Consider the following 21,791-nt stretch of genomic DNA (forward strand, 5'->3'; position numbering starts at 1 on the left):
CGGGCCCGCTCGGTCCCGGCACGCCGCCCCCCGCTCCGCTCCGGCACACCGGGCTCGCGCGCGTCCGGTCCAGGAGCCCGGACCGGGACCACGAACCCACCGACCGGGCCACCGACCAACGCCTCAATCACAAGCCCGCCACCAGCCCACACCTGAGGGCCGGTCCGGTGCGGGACCGGTCTACGCCCCCGGCGCCGGTGCCGTGGAGCCGCGGGGGGTCAGGGACGGGGTCGGGACCTGGTGGCCGTCGGTCTGCACGCCGTTGAGCACGTCGAAGAGGACGCGCGCCACCTCGGCGCCGAAGTGGTGCACGTCGTGACTCATGGCCGACAGGGTCGGATGGGTGATCCGGCACAGCTGGGAGTCGTCCCACGCCAGCAGCGACACGTCGTCGGGGACGGTGAACCCCATCTCCGCGGCGACGCCCGCCCCCGCGACCGCCATGATGTCGTTGTCGTAGACGATCGCGGTCGGCCGGTCGGCGGCGAGCAGCAGGGTGCGGGTGGCCCTGGCGCCCTCCTTCTCGTCGAAGCCGGTGGCGATCTGCCGCGCCTCCGCCAGGCCCAGTTCCCGGACGGTGTCGGCGAAGGCGCGGGTCCGGATGGCGCTGTGTCCCAGGTCGGCCGGGCCGCCGACCCGGGCGACGCGCCGGTGGCCCAGGGCCGCCAGATAGCGGACGGCCTCGGCGACCGCCGACGCGTCGTCCGTCCAGACCGCCGGGAACGTGCCCGTGAGGCGGGGGTGACCGACGGCGACCGCCGGCATGCCGAGCCGCTGCAGGGCGGGCACCCGGGGGTCGTCCTCGCGGAAGTCCACGAGGATGGCGCCGGCGATCATCCGGCCGCGCCACCACTCCTGGTAGAGCGCGATCTCCTCGTCCAGGTCCCGCACCAGCCGCAGCAGCAGGGAGCAGGACCGCTCCGCCAGGACGCTCTCGATGCCCGAGATGAAGTCCATGTAGAACGGCTCCAGGCCGAGCAGCCGGGCGGGCCGGCACAGGGCCAGCCCGACGATGTCGACCCGCTTGCCGGACAGGCTGCGCGCGGTGGCGCTGGGGGCCCAGCCCAGTTCCCGGGCCGCCGCGAAGATCCGTTCCCGGGTGGCCTCGGAGACGCCGGGCTTGTGGTTGAAGGCGAGCGAGACGGCGCCCTTGGACACCCCGGCACGCGCCGCGACATCCTTGATGGTGACGCGCTCCCCGGTCCCCTTCACCCGAGGTCCACGCAGAACAGGGCGGCTTCGACGGCGTCCACGGCGACCGGGCCGCAGCCCTCGACCCGGATGCGTGCGCGCTCACCGGGCAGGAGGGTCTGCCGGCCGCGGTCGCAGACGGCGGCCGGGCCCAGCCGGTCGGGCTGGAGCAGAAGGTCTCTGACGAGGGTCTGGGCGCTCACCACGACGTCGACTCTATCCCCCGGGCCGGGCACGGGCTCCAGGGTGACGTCGTACCGGGGGCTGGGGTAGGCGAAGTCCTTGTCGGGGACGGGGAAATGGAGTGCGCGCAGTCCTTCCCCGCTCCCGGCGCCGCCCGGGCGGGGGGCCTCCCCGGCGTCCGCTACCAGGAATTCCCTGCCGGTCCGCGGGTCCGGTACGAGGTGTCCGGGGACCGGGACGCGGGCGACCGAGCGGGGGTCCGCGGCCGGCTCGACCACGGCTTCGGCGAGCGTGGTGCCGTCGGCGTCGACCCGGCGCAGGGTCACCGCCGGCCGCCAGGGCGTGGCGGCCTGGTTGACCGCGGCGAGCACCAGGCCGCCGGGGTCCGGGCACAGGGTGAGCAGCCGGTCGGCGTAGACGCGGCGCAGCTCGTGGTAGAGCGGTTTGGGGCGGCCGTCGCCGTCGATGGCGGCCCAGGAGGTCACCGGCCAGCAGTCGTTGAGCTGCCAGACCACCGTGCCGGCGCACACCGGCCAGTGGGAGCGCCAGTGTTCGACGCCGGCGGCGACGGCGCGGGCCTGCACGAGCTGGGTCAGGTAGTGCCAGCGGTCGAAGTCGTCCTCCGGCAGCGGGAAGTGGCGGGCGACGCCGCGGTTCAGCTTGCCGTTGCCGTCCTCGGCCTTCTGGTGGTGGAGCATGCCCGGGGAGCCGGGCGCGAGGGGCTCGCCGGGCAGCGCGCGGCGCAGGGTGGCCAGGGCCGGCGGTGCCTGCCAGCCGAACTCGGCGACGAAGCGGGGCACGGTCGCCCGGTACTCGGCGTAGTCCTGGCGGTTCCACACCTCCCAGGAGTGGTGGGTGCCGTGGGCGGGGTCGTTGGGGTGGTGGTCCCAGGAGCCGGACCAGGGGCTGCCCGCGGTGTAGGGGCGGGTCGGGTCGAGTTCGGCGACGATGCGGGGCAGCAGGCCCAGGTAGTAGCCCTCGCCCCAGGAGTCCCCGGCGAGCGGGCCCTCCCAGTCCCAGTCGCGGAAGCCCCACAGGTTCTCGTTGTTGCCGTTCCACAGCGCCAGCGAGGGGTGCGGCATCAGCCGGACGACGTTGTCGCGCGCCTCGGCCTCGATCTCCCCGCGCAGCGGCTGTTCCTCCGGGTAGGCGGCGCAGGCGAAGAGGAAGTCCTGCCAGACCATCAGGCCCAGCTCGTCGCAGGCGTCGTAGAACGCCTCGTCCTCGTAGATGCCGCCGCCCCACACCCGGACCAGGTCGACGCCCGCGTCCGCGGCCTGGGTGAGCCGGGTGCGGTAGCGCTCGGGGGCGATCCGGGAGGGGAAGGCGTCGTCGGGGATCCAGTTGACGCCCCGGGCGAAGACCCGTACGCCGTTGACGACCAGGGTGAAGCCGGTGCCGTGTTCGTCGGCGGAGCGGTCCAGCTCGATCGTGCGGAAGCCGATCCGGCGGTGCCAGGTGTCGAGCGGGCCGCTGTCGTCGCTCAGGGTGAGACCGAGGTCGTACAGGGGCTGTTCGCCGTATCCGCGCGGCCACCACAGGCGCGGGTCGGGAACGTCCAGGCTCAGGACCGTTTCGTCGCCGGTGAGTTCGGCCTCGGCCCGGACGCCGGCCGTCTGCGCCGTGACGCGCAGGCGCCGGTCCCGTCCCCGCTCGGTGCGCTCCACGCGCAGCCGTACCTCGACGCGGCCGGTGCCCTCGGCCACGGTGACCTGGGGCCGCACCTCGGCCAGCCGGGCGGTGGACCAGTGCTCCAGCCGGACCGGCCGCCAGATGCCCGCGGTGACCAGGGTGGGCCCCCAGTCCCAGCCGAAGTTGCACGCCATCTTCCGGATGTACTGGGAGGGTTCGGGATAGACGTTGGGCCGCTCCCCCGTCACCGCGCGGACGGCCGCCGCCTCGTCGTAGGCGGAGGCGAAGCGGACCTCCAGTTCGCCGGTGCGTCCGGTGACGTCGAAGCGGTAGGTGCGGTGCATGTTGCGGGTGGTGCCGAGGGGGCGGCCCGCGAGGGTGAGGTACGCGGCCGTGTCGAGGCCCTCGAAGACGAGGTCGGTGCGCTCGTGGCCGCTGTCGTGGCCGAGCCGGCGGACGTAGGTCCAGGCGCGGCGGCCCACCCAGGCGACGTCCGTCTCGTTGCGGGCGAGGAAGGGGTCGGGAATGGCCCCGGCGGCGAGGAGGTCGGTGTGGACGCAACCGGGCACCCGGGCGTCCAGCAGCTCCTCGCCGTGGCGCAGGCTCCAGCCCTCGGTGAGCTGGGTGACGTCCTTCATGGTGCGGCTCCAATCGCCTGGCTCAGGCCGGTCTGAGGACAACGGCGCACAACCTAACGTGCGAACCACCCCCTGTCTATAAACCGGTCTATCTACGCATCCGCAATGAGCCCAAGAGAAAAGAGCACGTCAGAAGATCGCGGCTCCGGCGACGGTAACGATTGTGCATCACGCTGGAAATTGGAGCTTTACCGGTTCATCAGCGGCTGCCATAGTGCCGACATCCCACTCGCAGAGCTGAGCCGCGATCCTGGAGGAGTTGGGCACATGGGGAAGAACACGACGTTCGCGGGGCGTCGGTGGCGCGGCGGGCTGCTGGCCGCCGCGGTGCTGACCGCCGCGGGGTGCGGCGGCGGGGGCGCGGTCTCCGGCGAGACGGCGAAGGCCCCGGCCGACCCGGCCGGGGCCTCGGGCACGATCAAGGTCCTCACCCACCGCACCGACCTCGTGCAGAACGGGACGATGGCCCGGTACGCCGAGGAGTTCAACAAGGTCTACCCCGGGGTGAAGGTGAAGTTCGAGGCCCTCACCGACTACGAGGGGGAGGTCAAGATCCGGATGAACACCGACGACTACGGTGACGTCCTGATGATCCCGGCCGCCGTGGCCAAGAACGACTACCCGAAGTTCTTCGCCCCCCTCGGCACCGCCGCCGAACTGGGCGGCACCTACCGGTTCAGCGACAAGACCGAGGTCGGCGGCAAGGTCTACGGCATCGCCCAGTTCGGCACGGCCAACGGCTTCGTCTACAACAAGGCCGTCTGGAAGAAGGCCGGCGTCACCGACTGGCCTGCCACGCCGGCCGAGTTCCTGGCCGGCCTGCGGGCCGTGAAGGCGAGGACGGACGCCCTGCCGTACTACACGAACTTCAAGGACGGCTGGCCGCTGACCGCCTGGAGCAACAGCATCGGCTCCGTCAGCTGCGACGCCAGGGCCGGTGACAAGCTCGCCGGCGCCGTCTCGCCCTGGCGCGAGGGCGGCGAACTGCGCACGATCGACACCCTGCTCCACGACATCGTCAAGGGCGGCCTGGCGGAGAAGGACCCCAGCACCACCAACTGGGAGGCGTCCAAGGGCCTGATCGCGCGGGGCGAGGTCGCCACCATGCAGCTCGGCTCCTGGGCCATCACCCAGATGCGCGACGCGGCGAAGAAGGCCGGTACCGACCCGGACGACATCGGCTTCATGCCCTTCCCCGTGCGGAAGGACGGCACGTACTGCGCCGTTCTCGCCTCCGACTACCAGCAGGCCGTCAACGCCCACTCCGCGCACAAGGCGGCGGCACGCGCCTGGATCGACTGGTTCACCCAGAAGTCCGGCTACGCGAACGCGGAAGGCGCCGTCCCGGCCCTGAAGTCCGCCGCGATGCCCGGCACGCTGAAGGACTTCACCGACAACGATGTCACCTTCCTGGAGCGGTCCGAGGCGCGGACCGGTGAGGTCAACGCGATCGACAACGCGGCCGAGATCGGGCTGAACAAGCCCGACTACCGCCAGAAGCTGGTCGACCTCGCCCGCGGCGCGCAGCGCGGCAGTCTCGACGGCTACTTCGCCGACCTGGACAAGCGGTGGAACGAGGCGGCACGGACCGCAGGTTCCTGAACGGCGCCGGGCCCGACCGCCCGTGGCCCGTACGCGCGACCGCCCGCAGCCCGTACGCGCCCCGGCCGGTCTCGTTGCCGCCGGGCGGGGCGCCCGCCGCCGTACCACCCGCGAAGACGGAAGGCCGAGATGGAAGACGGAAGGCCGAGATGACCGAGACGACCCGTACGGCACCCGCCAAGGTGCCCCGCGCCGCCACAACACCGGGCGGGGCGCCCACGCCGGACGGCAGCCGCCGGGGCGGCCGGGCGCTGCGCCGGCTGACCCCCTGGCTGTTCCTCGCCGTTCCCCTGGCCCTGCTGGTGACGTTCACCTATGTGCCGGTCGGGAACATGATCTACTACAGCTTCACCGACTGGGACGGCGTCAGTCCCGACCGCCGCTTCACCGGCGTCGACAACTACCGGCAGATCTTCACCCGGCCCGAGCTGTTCCGGGTGTTCTTCGTCAGCTTCTACTACCTCGCCGCCTCGGCCGCGCAGATCGTGATCGCCCTGTACTTCGCGACCGTGCTCAGCTTCGACCTGCGCTTCCGCAATCTGTTCAAGGGCATCCTGTTCTTCCCCTACCTGATCAACGGCGTGGCCATCGGCTTCGTCTTCCTGTACTTCTTCCAGGACGGCGGCACCCTCGACTCAGTGCTGTCCTGGTTCGGCGCCGGCTCCGGCCATGCCTGGCTCGGCGATCCCGAGTCGGCCAACACCTCCCTGGCCGGGGTGTCCGTGTGGCGGTTCACCGGGCTGAACTTCGTGCTGTTCCTCGGCGCGATCCAGTCGATCCCGGGGGAACTGTACGAGGCCGCCCAGCTCGACGGGGCCTCCCGCTGGCAGCAGTTCCGGCACATCATCGCCCCGGGCATCCGGCCGGTGGTCGGCCTGAGCGTCATCCTGGCCGTGTCCGGCTCACTGTCGGTGTTCGAGATCCCCTACATCATGACCGGCGGGGCGACCGGTACGACGACGTTCGTCATCCAGACGGTCAAGCTCGCCTTCCAGTTCAACAAGACCGGTCTGGCCTCGGCCGCCGCCGTCGTCCTGCTCCTGATCATCCTGCTGATCACCTGGATCCAGCGCCGCCTCGTGCCCGACGAGAAGGTGGACCTCGTATGACCTCGCCCCTGCCCGCCCGCCGCCGGACCGGCCCCGCGCTGACCTATCTGTCGCTGGTCGTCGCCTCGCTGGTGGTGCTGGTCCCGCTCGCCGTCGTCTTCCTGACCTCGCTGAAGACCTCCGAGGAGGTCGCGGAGGGCGGTGCGCTGTCGCCGCCGGGCGACTGGCTGAACTTCGGCAACTACGTGACGGCGTTCAACGACGGCAAGATGCTGTCCGCCTTCGTCAACACGGCCGTCATCCTGCTGTTCTCCCTCACCGGCACGGTGCTCATCGGGTCGATGACCGCGTACGCCATCGACCGTTTCCGCTTCCGGCTGAAGAAACCCGTGATGGCGCTGTTCCTCATCGCCACCCTGGTGCCCGGGGTCACCACACAGGTGGCGACCTTCCAAGTGGTCAACAGCTTCGGGCTGTTCAACACCATCTGGGCGCCGGTCCTGCTCTACATGGGCACGGACATCGTCTCGATCTACATCTTCCTGCAGTTCGTCCGCGGCATCCCGGTGTCCCTGGACGAGGCGGCGCGGCTGGACGGGGCCAACTCCCTCACCATCTACTGGCGGATCATCCTGCCCCTGCTGAAACCGGCGATCGCCACGGTCGTCATCATCAAGGGGATCACCGTGTACAACGACTTCTACATCCCCTTCCTGTACATGCCGTCCGAGGACCTCGGCACCGTCTCCACCGCCCTGTTCCGCTTCAAGGGCCCGTTCGGCGCGCACTGGGAGAACATCTCGGCCGGCACGATCCTCGTGATCGTGCCGACCCTCGTCGTCTTCCTGTTCCTCCAGCGCTACATCTACAACGGCTTCGCGCAGGGCGCGACCAAGTGATCCGCGTGAGGGGGCGGTGGCGGGCTCAGAGTTCGTTGGCGACGTACTTGCGCAGCCAGTCGCGGAAGTCCGGTCCCAGGTCCTCGCGTTCGCAGGCGAGGCGGACCACGGCGCGCAGGTAGGCGCCGCGGTCCCCGGTGTCGTAGCGGCGGCCGCGGAAGACCACGCCGTGGACGGGTCCGCCGGGTGCCGCACCGGAGGCCAGGGCCCGCAGGGCGTCGGTGAGCTGGATCTCGCCGCCCTTCCCGGCCGGGGTGTTCCGCAGGACGTCGAAGATCTCCGGCGACAGGACGTAGCGCCCGATCACCGCCAGGTTGGACGGCGCCGTTCCCGGGGCCGGTTTCTCCACCAGCCCGGTGATCCGGGGCACGTCGGGGGTGCCCCCGGGGCCCGGCGAGGCGCAGCCGTAGCGGCCGATGTCCTCGTCGGAGACCTCCATCAGGGCCACCACGCAGCCGCCGTGCCGCTCCTGCACGTCGAGCATGGTGCCGAGGAGGGGGTCCCGGGGGTCGATGAGGTCGTCGCCGAGCAGGACCGCGAAGGGCTCGTCGCCGACGTGGTCCGCCGCGCACAGCACGGCGTGGCCGAGGCCGAGCGGATCGCCCTGCCGGACGTAGTGCACGGTGGCGAGGTCGTCCGAGGCCGTGACGGCGGCCAGCCGCCGCTCGTCCCCCTTGCGCCGGAGCGCGGTGACCAGTTCGTGGTTGCGGTCGAAGTGGTCCTCCAGCGCCCGCTTGTTCCGTCCGGTGATCATCAGGACGTCGTCCAGTCCGGCGCCGGCGGCCTCCTCGACGACGTACTGGATGGCGGGGGTGTCCACGACCGGCAGCATCTCCTTGGGAGTCGCCTTGGTCGCGGGGAGGAAACGGGTCCCGAGGCCGGCCGCCGGGATGACGGCCTTGCGGACGCGGCTCACCGGTCCTCCCCGGTGCGGTTGCGGTGCAGCACGATCCTGGCGTCCTTGGCCACGTAGTAGTTGTCGACGGCGTAGGAGATGGTGGCGAAGTCGATCCGGCCCTCGCCGTCGAAGTCGCCGAGGGCGATCCGGGCCACGGACTCGTCGGCGACCCGCCACTTGGTCCACACCCCGGCCCGGGCGTCGAGGGCCTTGTAGTAGAAGACCCCCTGCCAGGGCCAGGGGCCGCGCAGGGCCACCAGGAACTCGTCGTCGCCGTCGCCGTCGAAGTCGGCGCAGACGATCTGGTGTCCGGGGCCTTCGCCGTTCTCGTTGGGGTCCCCGAACACGTCGAGGATCGTGCGGGTCCAGGTGTGGGTGCCGCCGGGCTCGGGCCGCTTGGTGTAGACGGCGACGGTGTTGCCGTGGAAGGGCTCGACCGCGGCGACGTAGGCCATCGGGTCGTCGCCCAGGCGCCCGGCGTTCAGGTCGCCGCTGCCGCGGAAGCCGGTCCGCTCGAACTGGCCGCGCTCCCCGGTGCCGATCAGGACCCGTTCCCACTGCGCGCGTTCCTCGTCCCAGTACAGCCAGGTGACGCCCTCGTCGGAGGCCAGCAGCAGGCTGTCGCGGTCGCTGCCGGGGATGAGTCCCTTCTTCTTCTCCGCCCCGTGGATCATGCGGAAGTGCTGGTCGTCGATGACGGTCATGGGCCACTCGGCGGCGCTGTGCACGTCGTCGGGCTGGGTGAACATCACCACCGGGAGGACGGCGTGGACGTCCTCCACCGCCACGATGGGCAGTCCGATGATCTCCAGGCGCTCGCTCTGCGTGAAGTAGCCGGCGCGCAGCCGGTGCATGCCCACGGCCCGCCCCACGTAGTGGCGCTTCCAGCGCGAGGGGTCCTTGTCCGGCTGGCCCGGGTTCTCCAGCCAGCTGATCTTCCCGCCCTCCGGGTCGGGGTCCACGATGGTGCCGATGGGACCGTACAGCTCGTGGCACACGATGATGTCGTCGACGCCGTTGCCGCTGATGTCGGCGAAGTCGGCGCCCACCGGCATGTGGATCCCGTCGGCGGCCAGCCGCCGCTCCCAGGTCCCGTCGTTGCGGTACCAGTAGATCTCGCCCAGACGCAGGCCGTAGCCGAACAGGTCGACGCGGCCGTCACCGTCGAGGTCGGTGGCCTCCAGCCAGTAGCCGTCGCGCAGTTGGTCGGTGACGGTCTCGGAGTCGAAGCGGGGGATGCGCACCATCGGGCTGTCCGTGTGGTCTGTCACGGCGTCACTCTCCTGGACGTGGCGTGCGGTGGTGTTCCTCGGGATCGGTGGATCGTGCGGGTGGCGGGGTCAGCAGGGGTGGTACTCCAGGGCCAGCCAGACGCAGTCGGTGTCCGACCAGTAGCGGTGCCAGGGGTAGTGCCAGGCTCCGGTGCCGTCGTGGGCGCAGAACGGCGCGTGGGTGGCGCCCGGTTCCAGGGCGAGGTCCTGGTAGCGGGTGGCGGCGTCCTGGGCGTGGAACTTCTGCATGCGTCCGCGCCCCGCGATCTGGGTGTGGACTTCCAGGAACTCGTGCTTGCGGTGGATGTGGCAGTCGGTGCCGGCCGGCGCGTACCAGAGGTTGGCCTGGAGGCGCAGCGGGACGGCGGTGCGGGCCGCGCTCGGGGTGCCCAGCAGCTCCGGCGGGAGCGTCACGGTGCCGAGCTGTTCCACGGGCGAGCGCCACAGGGGGGTGTGCGCGGGGAAGGGGGCGCCCTCGCCGGCGCCGGCGGCCAGCGACGGGTCGTCGCCGATGCGGAGCCATCCCTCCCGGGCGCCGAGGTCCGTCAGGTCCTCCTGTTCCCAGCCGGTGAACAGCAGCAGCGGGCCGGGGTGGCGGAGCGTCACCCGGTTCAGCACGGCCGACCGCAGGGCGGGGACCAGGGAGGGCTGGTCGGTGCCCAGGTCGAGCGGGAGGGCCGTGGGGTTCACGACCAGGGTCTCCTCGCGCAGGGGTGTCTCGTCGCCGGGCGCGGTGAGCCGGGCGCGCAGGGTGCGGGTGGAGAAGGCGAGCACCGTCTCGGTGAGTGCCATGGGTGTCCTTCGTCAGTGGCTGTGCTCCCGGTCCGGGGAGCGGCGCGGGTCCGGGTCAGCCGGCGAGCTGGGCGACGCCGGCCGGGAAGTGCCCGGTGACCAGGGCCGTTTCGGGGGCGAAGAGGGAGGGCGCCGGGCCGAGGCCGAAGTAGTGGGCGAGCGCTCCGACGGTGCGCTCGGCCGCGTAGCCGTCGCCGTACGGATTGACCGCGCGGGCCATGGCGCTGTAGGCGGTGCTGTCGTCCAGCAGGGAGACGGCGGCCTCGACGATGCCCTCGGTGGTCTTGCCCACGAGCCGGGCCGCTCCGGTCTCGATGGTCTCCACCCGCTCGGTGACGTCGGCCAGCACCAGGGTCGGGGTGCCGAGCGCGGGGCCTTCTTCCTGGGCGCCGCTGCTGTCCGAGATGATCATGTCGGCGCGGTCGAGCAGCCGGCAGAAGGAGAGGTACGGCAGGGGGTCGGTGACGGTGATGTCCGGGTGGCCGGCGACCACGGGCAGGATCGCCTCGCGTACGGCCGGGTTGCGGTGCAGCGGGATGACGACGCGCACGTCACCGCGGTCGGCGAGGCGCCGCCAGGCACGGGCGATGTCGCTCAGCTGGGGCCAGGCGTCCCGGCGGTGGGCGGAGGCCAGGATGACCCTGCGGCTCTCCTGTTCCAGGTCCTCGAGTTCGGGGCGTCCCCAGTCGGCGGCGTGCCGGGCGCCCCACTGGAGGGCGTCGATGACGGTGTTGCCGGTGACCACGATGTCGCGGGCGGGCACGCCCTCCTTCAGCAGGTGGTCGCGGTTGCCCCAGGTCGGTGCCAGGTGCAGGTCGGCGACCCGGGCGACGAGCCGGCGGTTGCCCTCCTCGGGGAAGGGCGAGGACAGCGTGCCGCTGCGCAGTCCGGCCTCGACGTGCACCACGGGTATGCGGTGGTGGAAGGCGGCCAGCGCGCCCGCCAGGGTGGTCGCGGTGTCCCCGTGGACGAGGACGGCGTCCGGGCGTTCCTCCGGCAGGTAGGTGTCGAGGCTCTCCAGGATGCGCGCGGTCGTTCCGGAGAGTGTCTGGCGCTCCCTCATCACCGCCATGTCGTGGTCCACCGACAGGCCGAAGGCGGCGAGGGTCTCGTGCAGCATCTCGCGGTGCTGGCCGGTGGAGATGACGGCCGGCTCGAAGCGCGGGTCGCGCTGGAGAAGACGGATCACCGGAGCGAACTTGATTGCCTCCGGACGGGTGCCCATGACAAGGGCGACTCTCTTCACGGCGGAACAGCTCCTCGAATCTTCGCCGCCGGGGCACTGTGGAGGCCGGTGCCCCGGCGCGTGGTCGTGCGGCCACTCTGTCGCACGTGGACGAGTCCGGGACGACGGCGCGGTCACTCACCGCAGCTCTGCTGTCGCTCACCGGGTTCAACTGACCGTAGCCTAGATCCCGCATCACCAAAAGGATCAAGGTTTGTTCGACTGCAAATCGCACCCAGCAGAATTCGCGCTAAGGGGACGCGCGCGTCACACGGTCGGGGTGACGCCCCCGTCGACGACGATCTCGGCCCCGGAGACGAACGCCGACGCGTCGGAGGCCAGGTGCACGGCCGCCGCGGCGACCTCCTCCGGCCTGCCGAGCCGGCCCGCCGGGATGCCGTTCAGCTCGACGTACCGCTTCAGCGCGGTCTCGCGGTCGGTGCCGAACTCCTCGGCGAGCGCGTCGGCCAGGCCGCCCGGACGGTCGTAGACGGCGGTGCGGATGAAGCCGGGCGAGATCACGTTGGAGCGCACGCCCCGCGGGGTGAACTCCCTGGCCAGCGTCTTCGACAGCATGAGGACCCCGGCCTTCGCCACGCTGTAGTCCGGCAGCCTGGGGTTGGGCATGCGGGCCGCCTCCGAGGCGGTGTGCAGCAGCACACCGCTGCCCCGCTCCAGCATGTGGGGCAGTACGGCGCGGGACATCCGGACGTATCCCAGCAGGTTCAGCTCCAGGACGTCCCGCCAGTCGTCGTCCCCGACGCCGAGGAAGCCTCCCGGCCGGACCGTGGCCACTCCCGCGTTGTTGTGCAGGACGTCGACGCGCCCGAAGCGGTCGAGCGCCGCCTGGACGAGCCGTGGGGCCCCGTCGGGGTCGCGCAGGTCGGCCTCGACCGGCAGCACCCGGTCGTCGCCCAGTGCCGCGAGCGCTCCCGGATCGAGGTCGCCCCCCACCACGGACGCCCCTTCCTCCAGGAATGCGCGGGCCGTGGCGAAACCGATTCCGCCGCCCGCGCCGGTGATGAGAACGACCTTTCCCGCGAGATTGTGTTGCACGGCTTCCTCTCTCTTCCGGTTCTCTTCCGGTGTTTTCCGGTGCCTGACGAGTGTGTGCGGGACGAGTGTTTCTCGCACACCCCGGTTCTTGTCCAGTGCGGGTTAGAGTCGCACAGCGAATTCACCGAGCCCTCTACAGAAGGAGGACGCACGCCGTGCATATCGATCTCTCGGGCCGCGTCGCGCTGGTCACCGGTTCCACCGCCGGAATCGGTCTCGCCGTCGCCAGGGGTCTCCACGCCGCCGGTGCGGAAGTGGTGCTCAACGGCAGGACCGAGGAACGCCTGGACAAGGCCCTCGGCGAGTTCGGCTCCACCGAGCGGGTCCACAAGGTGGCCGCCGACGTGGGCACCGCGGCGGGCTGCCGGGCGCTGGTGGAGGCATTTCCGACCGTGGATATTCTGGTGAACAACGCCGGAATCTTCGCCCCTCAGCCGATTTTTGAAATTCCGGACGAGGAGTGGCAGCGCTTCTTCGACGTGAATGTGATGAGCGGCATCCGGCTGTCCCGGCACTATGTGCCGAAGATGGTGGAACGCGGCTGGGGAAGGACCGTCTTCGTCTCCAGCGAATCCGCCGTCCAGGTGCCGCCGGAGATGGTCCACTACGGCATGACGAAAACCGCTCAGCTGACCGTGGCCCGGGGTCTGGCCGAGGCGGTCGGCGGCACCGGCGTCACGGTGAACAGCGTGCTGCCCGGACCGACCCTCAGCGAGGGGGTCGAGAAGTTCGTGCGCGAGCTGGTGGGCGATGCCGCGGGGTCGCCGGAGGAGGCGAGCCGGCTGTTCATCGAGAAGGAGCGGCCCACCTCGCTGCTCGGCCGTCTCGCCTCCTCGGAGGAGGTGGCGAACCTGGTGGTGTACCTGTGCTCCGAGCAGGCGTCGGCGACCACGGGTTCGGCGCTGCGGGTGGACGGCGGCGTGCTGCGCGGCGTGCTGTGACGGACCGCGCGGCGCTCCGGCCGGTGCGGGGCCGACGGGACCGGTGAGGGCGCTCGCGGGACGGGCAGAAGGGCGGGGAGACGTTTCTCCCCGCCCTTCGCCGTGTGCGGACGCGCTCAGGCCTGCTGGGTGACGGGCTGGGGCGTGCCCGCGGCGGGCCCGGCGGCGGGCGTGTCCTCGCGCTTGCGCGGTCTGCCGGCCCAGCGGCGCATGACCGGGCGCTCCACCGCCGCGTAGAGCAGCCAGCCCAGCAGCTGGGCGACGACGAAGGACACCGCGACGACGGCGAGCGCCGCCGGGGTGGCGAACCTGCGGCCGTCCAGCAGGTCCTGCACGGCGAGGAGCACCAGGTAGTGCACCAGGTAGAAGGCGAACGACACCTCGCCGAGCAGGGTCATGACCCGGCCCCGCAGACCGGTCGGGCGGCCGGCGACGTCCGCGGCCGCCACCGCCGTCACGAGCAGGGCGAGCGGCACGGCCAGGGTGACGTTCAGGCCGTACTGCCAGGGCACGACCAGGGCCAGGGCGTAGCCGAGGCCGGTCAGGCCCAGCGCGGGGGCGATGCCCAGGCCGGTCCACCGGCCCTCCCGCAGGATGCGGGCCATGAGCATGCCGAGGACGAACTCGAACAGGCGCAGCGGCGGGATGTTGTAGGCGAGCCACCACTGCGTCTCGGACAGGGGCCACTCCGCGAGCCGCGGGGTGGCGGGTACGGCCGTGTCGATGACGATCTGGGTGACGAGCAGGCCGGCGAAGGTGACGGCGAACCACGCCCAGAGCCGGCTGCTCCTGAAGTCCTTGACCCAGCGCCACAGCAGCGGGAACAGCAGGTAGAAGAGCAGTTCGCTGCAGAGCGACCAGCTGGGCTGGTTGACGCTCACGAAGGTGTCCAGGCGGGGGATCCAGGAGTGGACGAGGAACAGGTTCGGCAGCCACACCGCCACTCCCCCGACGGTCGAGGAGAACAGCAGGAGGGTCACGGCCCAGGTGACGACGTGGTTGGGGAAGATCTTCAGCAGCCGGCGCCGGTAGAAGGGGCCGAGCCGCTCGCCCGGCCGCGCCGACCAGGCCAGCACGAAGCCGCTGAGGATGAAGAAAAAGGACACCCCCGCCCAGCCCGCCTTGCTGAAGAGCAGGCCGTAACCGTCGGCGAAACCCCGGTCGGCGAACGGGTCCACCATCTTGGTGAGCGAGGTGTGGAAGCAGAAGACGAGTGCTGCGGCGTAGAACCGCAGGCCGGTGAGCGAGGGCAGTTTCTGCCTGGTCCCGCTGGCTTGCCGGTCGGGCACGGTCACTCCTTTCGGCGGCACGGCGCGGCGCGCCTGACCGCCCGGTGGGGAGGGGGGAAGTTCGTCCGCGGGGCGGGGAGTCGACAACGGCCTCTACCGGCCCCGGGGTTCGTCGGCCTCGGACGATAGTGGCTGCTCAGGTGAGCGGCCACGCGCCGTGGGTAGATGAGTTGGACAGAAGGGTGTGCAACCGCTGATCGGGGTGTGCAACCGCTGATCGCTTCAGTTGCACACCCCGCCGGCGTCCCGCGCCGGCCGGCCCGCCTCGGCCAAGGACCCGAGCAGGGCGGCCAGTTCACCGATGAGCGGCGATTCCTCCAGCGCCCGGCAGAGCGCGGCGTCGTGCGCCGGTTTCGCCGCGGCCAGCAGGTCCCGCCCGGCGGCGGTCAGTTCGGTGGAGACCCCGCGCCGGTCCGTCGTGCACAGCACCCGGGCCAGCAGGCCGCGCGCCTCCAGCCGGTTGACCATGCGGGTGGCGGCGCTGTCGCTGAGCGCGGCCACCCGGGCCAGCTGTTTCATGCGCAGGTGCCAGCCGTCCTGCCGGGCCAGCGCCTCCAGCACGGTGTACTCCACCACCGACAGACCGTGCGGACGCAGCACGCCCTCCAGGGTCCGTTCCAGATCGCAGTGGAGTGCGGCGAGGGTGCGCCAGCCGCGCACGCGGACTTCCGAGGAGTCGTCGGGGATGTACATGGGCGCCTCCCGGGATTCTCTCTGAGCAATGCGTGTGCACGCTATCCGCTTGCGCCTATAGCTGGCGTGCGCAACTGTTGTGCACGCTTGCTATGAGCGTCTGCACAAAGGAAGGACACCCATGCCCCTCGCGTTGCTGGCCCTGGCGATCAGCGCCTTCGGTATCGGCACGACCGAGTTCGTCACCAACGGCCTGCTGCCCGAAGTCGCCGCGGACTTCGACGTCTCCATCCCGACCGCGGGTCTGCTGACCTCCGGCTATGCGCTGGGCGTGGTCGTCGGAGCGCCCGTGCTGACCGCGGCCACCACCCGAGTGCGCCGCAAGCACCTGCTCGTCGGCCTGATGCTGCTCTTCATCGCGGGCAACCTGGTCGCGGCGGTCGCGCCCAGCTACGGCCTGCTGATGACCGGCCGGGTGCTGTCGGCCCTGTGCCACGGCGCCTTCTTCGGCGTCGGGTCCGTCGTCGCGGCGGGCCTGGTGGCCCCCGACAAGAAGGCCGGCGCGATCTCGCTGATGTTCACCGGCCTCACCCTCGCCAATGTACTGGGCATGCCGATGGGCACCGTACTCGGCCAGCACTTCGGCTGGCGGGCGGCGTTCTGGGGCGTTGTGGTGCTGGGCCTGATCGGCCTGCTCGGCATCATGACCCTGGTGCCGAGCGAACCGGTCGCCGAGGAGAGCAACCTGCGCGCGGAGCTGGCGGCCTTCCGCAAGCCACAGGTCTGGCTGGCGCTCGCCGTCACCGCGATCGGCTTCAGCGGCCTGCTGGCCTCCTTCACCTATGTCACGCCCATGATGACGGACGTGGCCGGGTTCTCCGAGTCCAGCATCACCTGGCTGCTGGCGCTGTACGGCCTGGGTCTGGTGGCCGGCAACTACCTGGGCGGCAAGGCCGCCGACCGCGCCCTGACCGCGACCATCTTCACCCTGCTGATCGCGCTCGCCGCCGTCCTGCTGCTGTTCACCGCGACCGCGCACAACAAGGTGACCGCCGTCATCACCCTGTTCGTGCTCGGCGGCGTCGGGTTCGGCACCATTCCGCCGCTCCAGACGCGGGTCATGCAGCTGGCCGGCGGGCCGGCGACGCTGGTGTCCGCGGCGAACATCGCGGCCTTCAACCTGGGCGCGGCGGTGGGTGCCTGGCTCGGCGGTGTCACCATCGACGCGGGCCTGGGCTACACCTCCCCGAACTGGGTGGGCGCCGTCATCACCACCGTCGGCATCCTGCTGGCCGTCGTCTCCGTGGGCATGGAGCGCCGGGGCCGGCAGGACACCGCGCCGGCGTCGCCGGCCTCGCCGGTCACCACCTCCGCGTCCGGCGGCTGACCGCGGCGGCGTCCCGCTCGCCCGTCCTTGTGCGGCCCCGCGCCGGCGGCGCGGGGCCGCTCTTCCGCCGGGCTCCTCCCCGGCGGCCCGACTTCCTCCCCGACAAGGAGCAGCAGTGCCCCGAGTACACACCGAACTGTCATCCGGCCCGAGCGTGGTGGAGTACCTGCACACGGGTTCCGGCGAGGGCGTCGTCCTCGTCCACGGCACCGGGGCCACCCCGGACGGCAACTTCGGCCACCTGATCGACGAGCTGCGCCCCCGCCACACGGTGGTGGCTCCCTTCCTGTCCGGCGCGGGCACGACCACGGACAGCGGGGCGCCGCTGACGGTCGACGACCTCGCCCGCCAGGTGATCGCCGCCGCCGACGACGCGGGCCTGACGGAGTTCCACCTGGTGGGGCACTCGCTCGGGGCCTGTGTGGCAGCGGCGGTGGCAGCCCGGTCCGGCGACCGCGTCCGCTCGCTGGTGCTGCACGCGGGATGGGCGACGAGCGACACCAGGCTGGCGGCCCAGTTCGCCCTGTGGCGGCGGCTGCTGGCGGCGGACACCGAGCTGCTGGCCCGCCTGGTCCTGCTGACCGCCTTCCGGGCCACGGCCCCGCACTTCAAGGACGCGGCGGCGTTCGAGCGCGAGGTCGCGGCCTTCGCCGCGATGTTCCGGCCGGAGGGCACGGCCCGGCACCTGCTGCTGGACGAGGAGGTCGACATCGCGCGGCTGCTGCCCCGGGTCACGGCGCCCTCGCTCGTCGTCGCGGGCACCGACGACACGGTGGTCCCGCCGTACCACCAGGAGCGGATGGCCGAGCTCATCCCCGGCGCCCGGCTGACCCACGTGGCCGCCGGGCACGCCTTCCCCTTCGAGTCGCCGGAGTCGTTCGCCGGGCTGGTGACCGAGTTCATCGCGAGCCGGCGCCCGGAGCGGACGCCGGGCCCGCGGCAGCCGGACCCCGCGCTGCCGTCCTGACCGCCGCGGACGCCGCGTCAGGACGCACGCGGGACCTCGTCCGGCCCGGTGACCGCCACCTCGGACTCCAGCCGGTCGGCGAACCGGCGCAGCGAGTCGGCGTAGGCACGGGCGGCGGCGGACAGCAGCGGGGCGCAATGGCCCGGAACGCTGTGCAGGATCCGCTGCTGCTGGGTCGCCAGGGGCACTTGGGGCTCCAGCATGCGCAACAGGAACCGGCCCACCTCGGTGAACCGCAGGGACGGGTCCTGGCGCAGCGCGCGGAGGGCGGCCTGGAAGTCGGCGTGCTTCTCGGCGGGGACGTCGTCCGGCGGCTTCCGCGCCTCGGCGCTCCGCAGGGGCGCTGGGGCCGCCACCGGCGCCGGCCGCCGGCCGCGCTGGCGGGCCGGCACCGGGTCCTCGCCCCGGTTCAGCCGGGCGCGCACGTCCCGCACCGTCCCGGGGGACACGCCGGCCTGCCCGGCGATGGTCCGCAGCGAGGCGTCCGGCTGTTCGCGCAGCAGCCGGGCCGCGAGTTCCCTGCCGCGGCGCGGATCGACGGGGCGGGCGCGGTCGTCGCGGCCCACCCGCACCGCGGGGCGGTCCCCGGCCGGGGCCCGCGTGGCCCGCAGTTCGGCCACCACGCGGGCCGACAGACCCGCGACCGCGGCGATGCGGCGGTCGGACCAGGCGGGCCTGGACCGAAGGATGCGCAGGGCGGCCGTACGGCGCTCGGCGAGCGACAGCGGAAGGCCGTGCGCGGTGTTGGCGTGGACGGCGTAGACGTACGCCTCGTCGGGTCCGCCGTCGAAGTAGCGGACGGCGATGGTCCGGTCGCCCCTGCGCAGGGCGGCCTCCAGGCGGTGCAGTCCGTCGATGACCTGACCCGTCGCCGCGTGGACGACGACCGGCGGGTAGGGGTCGTCCAGGGCGGCCAGCGTCTCCACGTGGCCGGGGTCGAGGCAGCGTCTGGGGGAGGCGGCCGGGCGCAGGCGGCCGACCGCCACCTCTTCGACGCGGCCGCCCAGTCCGCGTCTCACCTCCGCGGCGACGGACGATGCCGACTCGGCGCGGTGTGGAGCGGGTCCGGCCTCGGGTAAGGAGCCCTTCCCCGCTGAGGAGACCTTTTCTGCGTCGGCGGTGTGCACGTTTCCCCCTTGTGCTCGGCCCCGCGGGACGGCGGCGCGCCGCTCGGCCTCGCCGATCGCGGCCTCGCGGCCGGCGCGCTCCCGCACGTCCGGTGAGCCCTTGCTGTTGTTTTCGCGTAGCGAGGGCGTAAACCAAGTGTTTCCGGTATGTTGAAATGCAGCTCGCAATCAGCGTGCTCAATTCTGCATTGCGCTACAACGCTAGCACGTTGCCCCTCATGTGGGACGGTGCCCAATCACGAAGAGGAAGATTCGGCATGGTGGAAACCGACTCCACACGCCCGCATCGCGTGCAGTCCGTTGCCCGCGCCTTCGCCCTGCTGGAAGCCGTCGGCGCCGCCGCCGACGGGGTTCGCCTGAGCGACGCGGCCGAGTCCGTCGGACTGTCCCGCAGTACCGCCCACAACCTGCTGGCCACGCTGGAGTCGCTCGGCTACGTGACACAGCGTTCCTCGGCGGGGCGGTACATCCTCACGGAACGCCTGACCGAACTCGCCCGCGGCTCCGTCGGCAGCGACGACGCGCTGCGCGACATGATCCATCCGGTGCTCGACAAGCTGGCCTCGATCAGCACCGAGACCTGCTATCTCGCCGTCCCCGCACTGCGGGACTACGTCTACATCGACACCGTGGAGTCCTCCCAGCCGCTGAAGCTGGCCGTACCCGTCGGCGGGCACGACCCCTTCTTCGGCACCGCCATCGGGCACGTCCTGCTCGCCTTCCGGCCGGCCACCGCCGAGCGCCTCGCGCGTGAGCAGCCGGAGGAGTGGGCCCGCTGGCAGGAGCACGTCGCCGCCGTCCACGAACTCGGCTACGCCGTCGACATGGAGGACTACCAGCCCGGGCTGTGCTGCGCCGCAGTGCCGGTGCGCCGGCACGGCCGCGTCGTGGCCGCCCTCGGGGTGTCCGGCCCGGCGTCCCGGTTGCCGCAGGACCGGCTGCGCGAGCTGGCGATCACCGCGTCCCACCTGCTGAGGACGGAAGGCATCGGCTGACCCGGGCCACCCCGCGGCGCGCCGCGCCGGCCCGGCCGGCGCGCCGTGCGGTCGTGCGCAGCCAGGCGGTGATCCAGCCCGTCTGCATCGCGGCGTCGAGGAGGTACGTCGGGCGGATGCGTCCCCGGGGCACGTAGACGAGATCGACGGCCAGCAGGGTCAGCGCCGTGCCCAGGCCGATGCGGCGGGCGTGGGCCGGCCCGCCGGGGTCGGCCGCCGCCGCCAGCTGGGCGAGGCCGGAGCCGGCCAGCAGCCCGCCCGTCGTCATCTGGAGCCACACATCGGTCTTCGGCCCGAAGACCCACTCGAAGCTGCGCAGGTGCACCAGCGGCCACAGCCCGCCCACCACGTTGAAGGCGCCGTGCGCCACCGCCACACCGCGCCCGGCCTCCCGGTCCTGCGTCCTGGCCATGCGAGCCTCCCTTCACGGGGCGGGGCGGGTACCCCGGCCGGCGCCGCTCACCCGGCCCCGAGCCGCACCGTCGTGGTGACCCGGGTGAGCGACGGCCGTCTCGGCACCGAACCGAAACCGAAGCGGACGGGCGGGTCGACCGGGGCCGGCGCACCGAGGTCGGCGCCGTCGAAGGACGCGGCGAGCGCGCGGACCGCGCGCAGGTCCCGTGCGCCGTACCACTCGCGACGGCCCGCCCCGGCGCTGCCCCGGGTGCGGACGCCGGGCAGCAGCAGCCGGGCCGGGCCGTCGGTGAGCGCGCTCCACGCGGGACGGCGGGCGAGCGCGGCGGGTACGGCGCGCAGCAGCAGGCCCAGCGGCCGGCGCCGTCCGCTGACGAACCGCAGCCGGAGCGGGCCCGCCACGACGGTCCAGACGCCGTCCGCCACGCCGACGCGCACCGGTACGACGCGTACGGTGTCGAAGACGTAGGTGCCGGCGATGAACTCCGCCGTCTCCCGCGTGGGCGCGAGCAGCAGCCGTTCGCCGTCCGGGTGCTCCAGCATCACGTCGCTGAACGCGCCGAACGGCGACCGCTGCCAGTGGCCGAGCACGACCCGGGTGCCGGAGGCCGTGCCCAGACCCGCGATCCAGCCCTCGAAGCGGAGCGTCCGCCGGCGCCGGGCGGCTCCCCCGGTACCGGTCCGCCCGCGCTCAGGGCGTCCGCGCGCAGGGCACCGAGACGCCCATCCGCACATGCCTGACTCCGTCCGAGAAGTGCGCGACGGGCTCACCGGCGGGGGCCGGCAGACCCGCCTCTGCGGTCAGGGTCTCCTCCAGTTCCTCGACGGTGGCGCCGGCCAGCGGCCAGGGCTCGTGTTCCACGGGCGTCTCCCACAGCAGGCCGAGCCGCCGGGTGTACGCCCGCCAGCGCGAGGTCAGCCAGACGTCCCGCTCGGTGGGCCGCTCCAGCGGGGCACCGGGGCGGACCACCAGCCGGTACGAGGCGCGGCCCGGACGCCTGCGGCCGAAGTAGCGGACGGTCTCCCCGCTCCGGGCGACCTCCAGGACGCCGGGGTGGTACGGCGCGCCGATCGCCCGCGCCCCCAGCATCACCGGGCAGGCGACCTCCAGGGAGAAGAACCACAGCCCGTCCCGGCCGCCCGGGCGGCGGACGTAGGTCCGCAGGTTGGTCTCCGGGAAGGCGGGGAGTCCGGGCAGCGCGGACGGTACGCCGGGCGGGCGCACGTCCGTCATCACGAACGGGGTGAACCCCACCCAGGCGCTGCCCTCGTACTCCTCCACCACCAAGGGCTCCGGCACCAGCGCCCGCACCGCCTGGACCGGATACGCCCAGTGGACGAACGTCTGCGTCATCCAGCCCGCGCACAGCGCGGGCAGCCGCACCCGCTGTTCCGCTCCGTACGCCGCCACGCGGCCCGGGTCCCCCGCCCACCCGGGCGGAAACGGAAAGGGCCGGGCGGACCGGACCCGGCCGGGGCGAACGGCCCAGTGGCTCGCACGAAGGGAGGAAGGCTCCGGCCGTCCGGGCGCGGGCGGTGGCCGGGCGGGTGGCGCGGCCGAACCATGAGCGGTGTGCCCCGGCGCCCGCATCCGGTACGGCG

At 72.4% G+C, this 21,791-nt stretch carries 20 protein-coding genes; 7 read left to right on the top strand and 13 right to left on the bottom strand.

All coding sequences use genetic code 11. From position 1 onward, the window contains the following. Positions 1-180 precede the first annotated feature (180 nt). Positions 181-1,212, bottom strand: a complete 1,032-nt coding sequence (locus Srubr_RS21830; RefSeq protein WP_189990024.1) for a LacI family DNA-binding transcriptional regulator — start codon at positions 1,210-1,212, stop codon at positions 181-183. Continuing rightward, positions 1,209-3,644 (bottom strand): glycoside hydrolase family 2 protein, encoded by a 2,436-nt coding sequence (locus Srubr_RS21835; RefSeq protein WP_189990023.1) that lies wholly within the window; start codon positions 3,642-3,644, stop codon positions 1,209-1,211. Before Srubr_RS21835 ends, Srubr_RS21830 begins: the two co-directional genes overlap by 4 nt. A 267-nt stretch (positions 3,645-3,911) precedes the next feature. Between Srubr_RS21835 and Srubr_RS21840 the strand changes: the two genes are divergently transcribed. The 3 genes from Srubr_RS21840 to Srubr_RS21850 all read left to right on the top strand — a co-directional run bounded on the left by Srubr_RS21840 (position 3,912) and on the right by Srubr_RS21850 (position 7,194). Continuing rightward, on the top strand, positions 3,912-5,246 hold the full coding sequence (locus Srubr_RS21840; RefSeq protein ID WP_189990021.1) for an ABC transporter substrate-binding protein: 1,335 nt from the start codon (positions 3,912-3,914) through the stop codon (positions 5,244-5,246). 149 nt (positions 5,247-5,395) lie between these two features. After that, on the top strand, positions 5,396-6,355 hold the full coding sequence (locus tag Srubr_RS21845) for a carbohydrate ABC transporter permease (RefSeq protein ID WP_189990018.1): 960 nt from the start codon (positions 5,396-5,398) through the stop codon (positions 6,353-6,355). Next, positions 6,352-7,194 (top strand): carbohydrate ABC transporter permease, encoded by an 843-nt coding sequence (locus Srubr_RS21850; protein ID WP_189990016.1) that lies wholly within the window; start codon positions 6,352-6,354, stop codon positions 7,192-7,194. Before Srubr_RS21845 ends, Srubr_RS21850 begins: the two co-directional genes overlap by 4 nt. Before the next feature lie 25 nt (positions 7,195-7,219). Here Srubr_RS21850 and Srubr_RS21855 read toward each other — a convergent pair whose 3' ends face one another. The 5 genes from Srubr_RS21855 to Srubr_RS21875 form a co-directional block, all read right to left on the bottom strand. Then, a complete protein-coding gene (locus tag Srubr_RS21855) occupies positions 7,220-8,110 on the bottom strand; it encodes a UTP--glucose-1-phosphate uridylyltransferase (RefSeq protein WP_189990013.1) in 891 nt (296 codons plus the stop codon). After that, on the bottom strand, positions 8,107-9,339 hold the full coding sequence (locus Srubr_RS21860; RefSeq protein ID WP_189990857.1) for an FG-GAP repeat domain-containing protein: 1,233 nt from the start codon (positions 9,337-9,339) through the stop codon (positions 8,107-8,109). The genes Srubr_RS21855 and Srubr_RS21860 overlap by 4 nt, the downstream gene beginning before the upstream one ends. Before the next feature lie 93 nt (positions 9,340-9,432). After that, the gene (locus Srubr_RS21865; protein ID WP_189990011.1) at positions 9,433-10,155 is read right to left on the bottom strand and encodes a hypothetical protein; all 723 of its coding nucleotides are present in this window, start codon (positions 10,153-10,155) and stop codon (positions 9,433-9,435) included. A 55-nt stretch (positions 10,156-10,210) separates the two neighbouring features. Next, the gene (wecB, locus tag Srubr_RS21870) at positions 10,211-11,344 is read right to left on the bottom strand and encodes a non-hydrolyzing UDP-N-acetylglucosamine 2-epimerase (protein ID WP_229926439.1); all 1,134 of its coding nucleotides are present in this window, start codon (positions 11,342-11,344) and stop codon (positions 10,211-10,213) included. Positions 11,345-11,647: 303 nt separating this feature from the next. Further along, positions 11,648-12,436 (bottom strand): SDR family NAD(P)-dependent oxidoreductase, encoded by a 789-nt coding sequence (locus tag Srubr_RS21875; protein WP_189990005.1) that lies wholly within the window; start codon positions 12,434-12,436, stop codon positions 11,648-11,650. Between the two features lie 155 nt (positions 12,437-12,591). Between Srubr_RS21875 and Srubr_RS21880 the strand changes: the two genes are divergently transcribed. Then, entirely contained in the window at positions 12,592-13,377 is a 786-nt protein-coding gene (locus Srubr_RS21880; protein WP_189990002.1) for an SDR family NAD(P)-dependent oxidoreductase, read from the top strand. 116 nt (positions 13,378-13,493) lie between these two features. Here the strand turns inward: Srubr_RS21880 and Srubr_RS21885 are convergent, their stop codons facing one another. Further along, positions 13,494-14,666 carry an acyltransferase family protein gene (locus tag Srubr_RS21885; protein WP_229926438.1) on the bottom strand — a complete coding sequence of 391 codons (1,173 nt, stop codon included), beginning with the start codon at positions 14,664-14,666 and terminating at the stop codon, positions 13,494-13,496. Positions 14,667-14,888: 222 nt separating this feature from the next. After that, a complete protein-coding gene (locus Srubr_RS21890; protein ID WP_189989999.1) occupies positions 14,889-15,359 on the bottom strand; it encodes a MarR family winged helix-turn-helix transcriptional regulator in 471 nt (156 codons plus the stop codon). A 121-nt stretch (positions 15,360-15,480) separates the two neighbouring features. On the opposite strand from Srubr_RS21890, the gene Srubr_RS21895 reads away from it, so the two are divergent. Together Srubr_RS21895 and Srubr_RS21900 are read left to right on the top strand one after the other, a co-directional pair. Then, the gene (locus Srubr_RS21895; protein ID WP_189989996.1) at positions 15,481-16,686 is read left to right on the top strand and encodes an MFS transporter; all 1,206 of its coding nucleotides are present in this window, start codon (positions 15,481-15,483) and stop codon (positions 16,684-16,686) included. Positions 16,687-16,801: 115 nt separating this feature from the next. Continuing rightward, on the top strand, positions 16,802-17,653 hold the full coding sequence (locus tag Srubr_RS21900) for an alpha/beta fold hydrolase (RefSeq protein WP_189989994.1): 852 nt from the start codon (positions 16,802-16,804) through the stop codon (positions 17,651-17,653). A 17-nt stretch (positions 17,654-17,670) separates the two neighbouring features. Here the strand turns inward: Srubr_RS21900 and Srubr_RS21905 are convergent, their stop codons facing one another. Next, positions 17,671-18,672 (bottom strand): streptomycin biosynthesis regulator, encoded by a 1,002-nt coding sequence (locus Srubr_RS21905; protein WP_189989991.1) that lies wholly within the window; start codon positions 18,670-18,672, stop codon positions 17,671-17,673. 365 nt (positions 18,673-19,037) lie between these two features. Here Srubr_RS21905 and Srubr_RS21910 point away from each other — a divergent pair, with 365 nt between their 5' ends. Then, positions 19,038-19,775, top strand: coding sequence for an IclR family transcriptional regulator (locus Srubr_RS21910; protein ID WP_189989988.1), 738 nt, complete (start codon positions 19,038-19,040; stop codon positions 19,773-19,775). Here Srubr_RS21910 and Srubr_RS21915 read toward each other — a convergent pair. From Srubr_RS21915 to Srubr_RS21925, 3 genes are read right to left on the bottom strand one after another with little or no spacing between them, the layout of a single operon-like run. After that, entirely contained in the window at positions 19,735-20,187 is a 453-nt protein-coding gene (locus Srubr_RS21915; RefSeq protein WP_189989984.1) for a hypothetical protein, read from the bottom strand. The two genes, Srubr_RS21910 and Srubr_RS21915, sit on opposite strands and share 41 nt — an antisense overlap. Before the next feature lie 47 nt (positions 20,188-20,234). Beyond that, positions 20,235-20,924 (bottom strand): hypothetical protein, encoded by a 690-nt coding sequence (locus Srubr_RS21920; protein WP_229926437.1) that lies wholly within the window; start codon positions 20,922-20,924, stop codon positions 20,235-20,237. Beyond that, positions 20,881-21,600 (bottom strand): YqjF family protein, encoded by a 720-nt coding sequence (locus Srubr_RS21925; RefSeq protein ID WP_229926436.1) that lies wholly within the window; start codon positions 21,598-21,600, stop codon positions 20,881-20,883. Before Srubr_RS21925 ends, Srubr_RS21920 begins: the two co-directional genes overlap by 44 nt. Positions 21,601-21,791: the final 191 nt, after the last annotated feature.

The organism is Streptomyces rubradiris (genome assembly GCF_016860525.1).
In the GTDB taxonomy this organism is placed as follows: domain Bacteria; phylum Actinomycetota; class Actinomycetes; order Streptomycetales; family Streptomycetaceae; genus Streptomyces; species Streptomyces rubradiris.

What these genes read in the sequence shown, in the direction of transcription:
- Srubr_RS21850 (WP_189990016.1), top strand. Translation starts at nt 6,352, where the DNA reads ATGACCTCGCCCCTGCCCGCCCGCCGCCGGACCGGCCCCGCGCTGACC.
- Srubr_RS21860 (WP_189990857.1), bottom strand. Translation starts at nt 9,339, where the DNA reads ATGGTGCGCATCCCCCGCTTCGACTCCGAGACCGTCACCGACCAACTG.
- Srubr_RS21835 (WP_189990023.1), bottom strand. Translation starts at nt 3,644, where the DNA reads ATGAAGGACGTCACCCAGCTCACCGAGGGCTGGAGCCTGCGCCACGGC.
- Srubr_RS21910 (WP_189989988.1), top strand. Translation starts at nt 19,038, where the DNA reads ATGGTGGAAACCGACTCCACACGCCCGCATCGCGTGCAGTCCGTTGCC.
- Srubr_RS21845 (WP_189990018.1), top strand. Translation starts at nt 5,396, where the DNA reads ATGACCGAGACGACCCGTACGGCACCCGCCAAGGTGCCCCGCGCCGCC.
- Srubr_RS21890 (WP_189989999.1), bottom strand. Translation starts at nt 15,359, where the DNA reads ATGTACATCCCCGACGACTCCTCGGAAGTCCGCGTGCGCGGCTGGCGC.
- Srubr_RS21840 (WP_189990021.1), top strand. Translation starts at nt 3,912, where the DNA reads ATGGGGAAGAACACGACGTTCGCGGGGCGTCGGTGGCGCGGCGGGCTG.
- Srubr_RS21895 (WP_189989996.1), top strand. Translation starts at nt 15,481, where the DNA reads ATGCCCCTCGCGTTGCTGGCCCTGGCGATCAGCGCCTTCGGTATCGGC.
- Srubr_RS21920 (WP_229926437.1), bottom strand. Translation starts at nt 20,924, where the DNA reads ATGTGCGGATGGGCGTCTCGGTGCCCTGCGCGCGGACGCCCTGAGCGC.
- Srubr_RS21915 (WP_189989984.1), bottom strand. Translation starts at nt 20,187, where the DNA reads ATGGCCAGGACGCAGGACCGGGAGGCCGGGCGCGGTGTGGCGGTGGCG.
- Srubr_RS21865 (WP_189990011.1), bottom strand. Translation starts at nt 10,155, where the DNA reads ATGGCACTCACCGAGACGGTGCTCGCCTTCTCCACCCGCACCCTGCGC.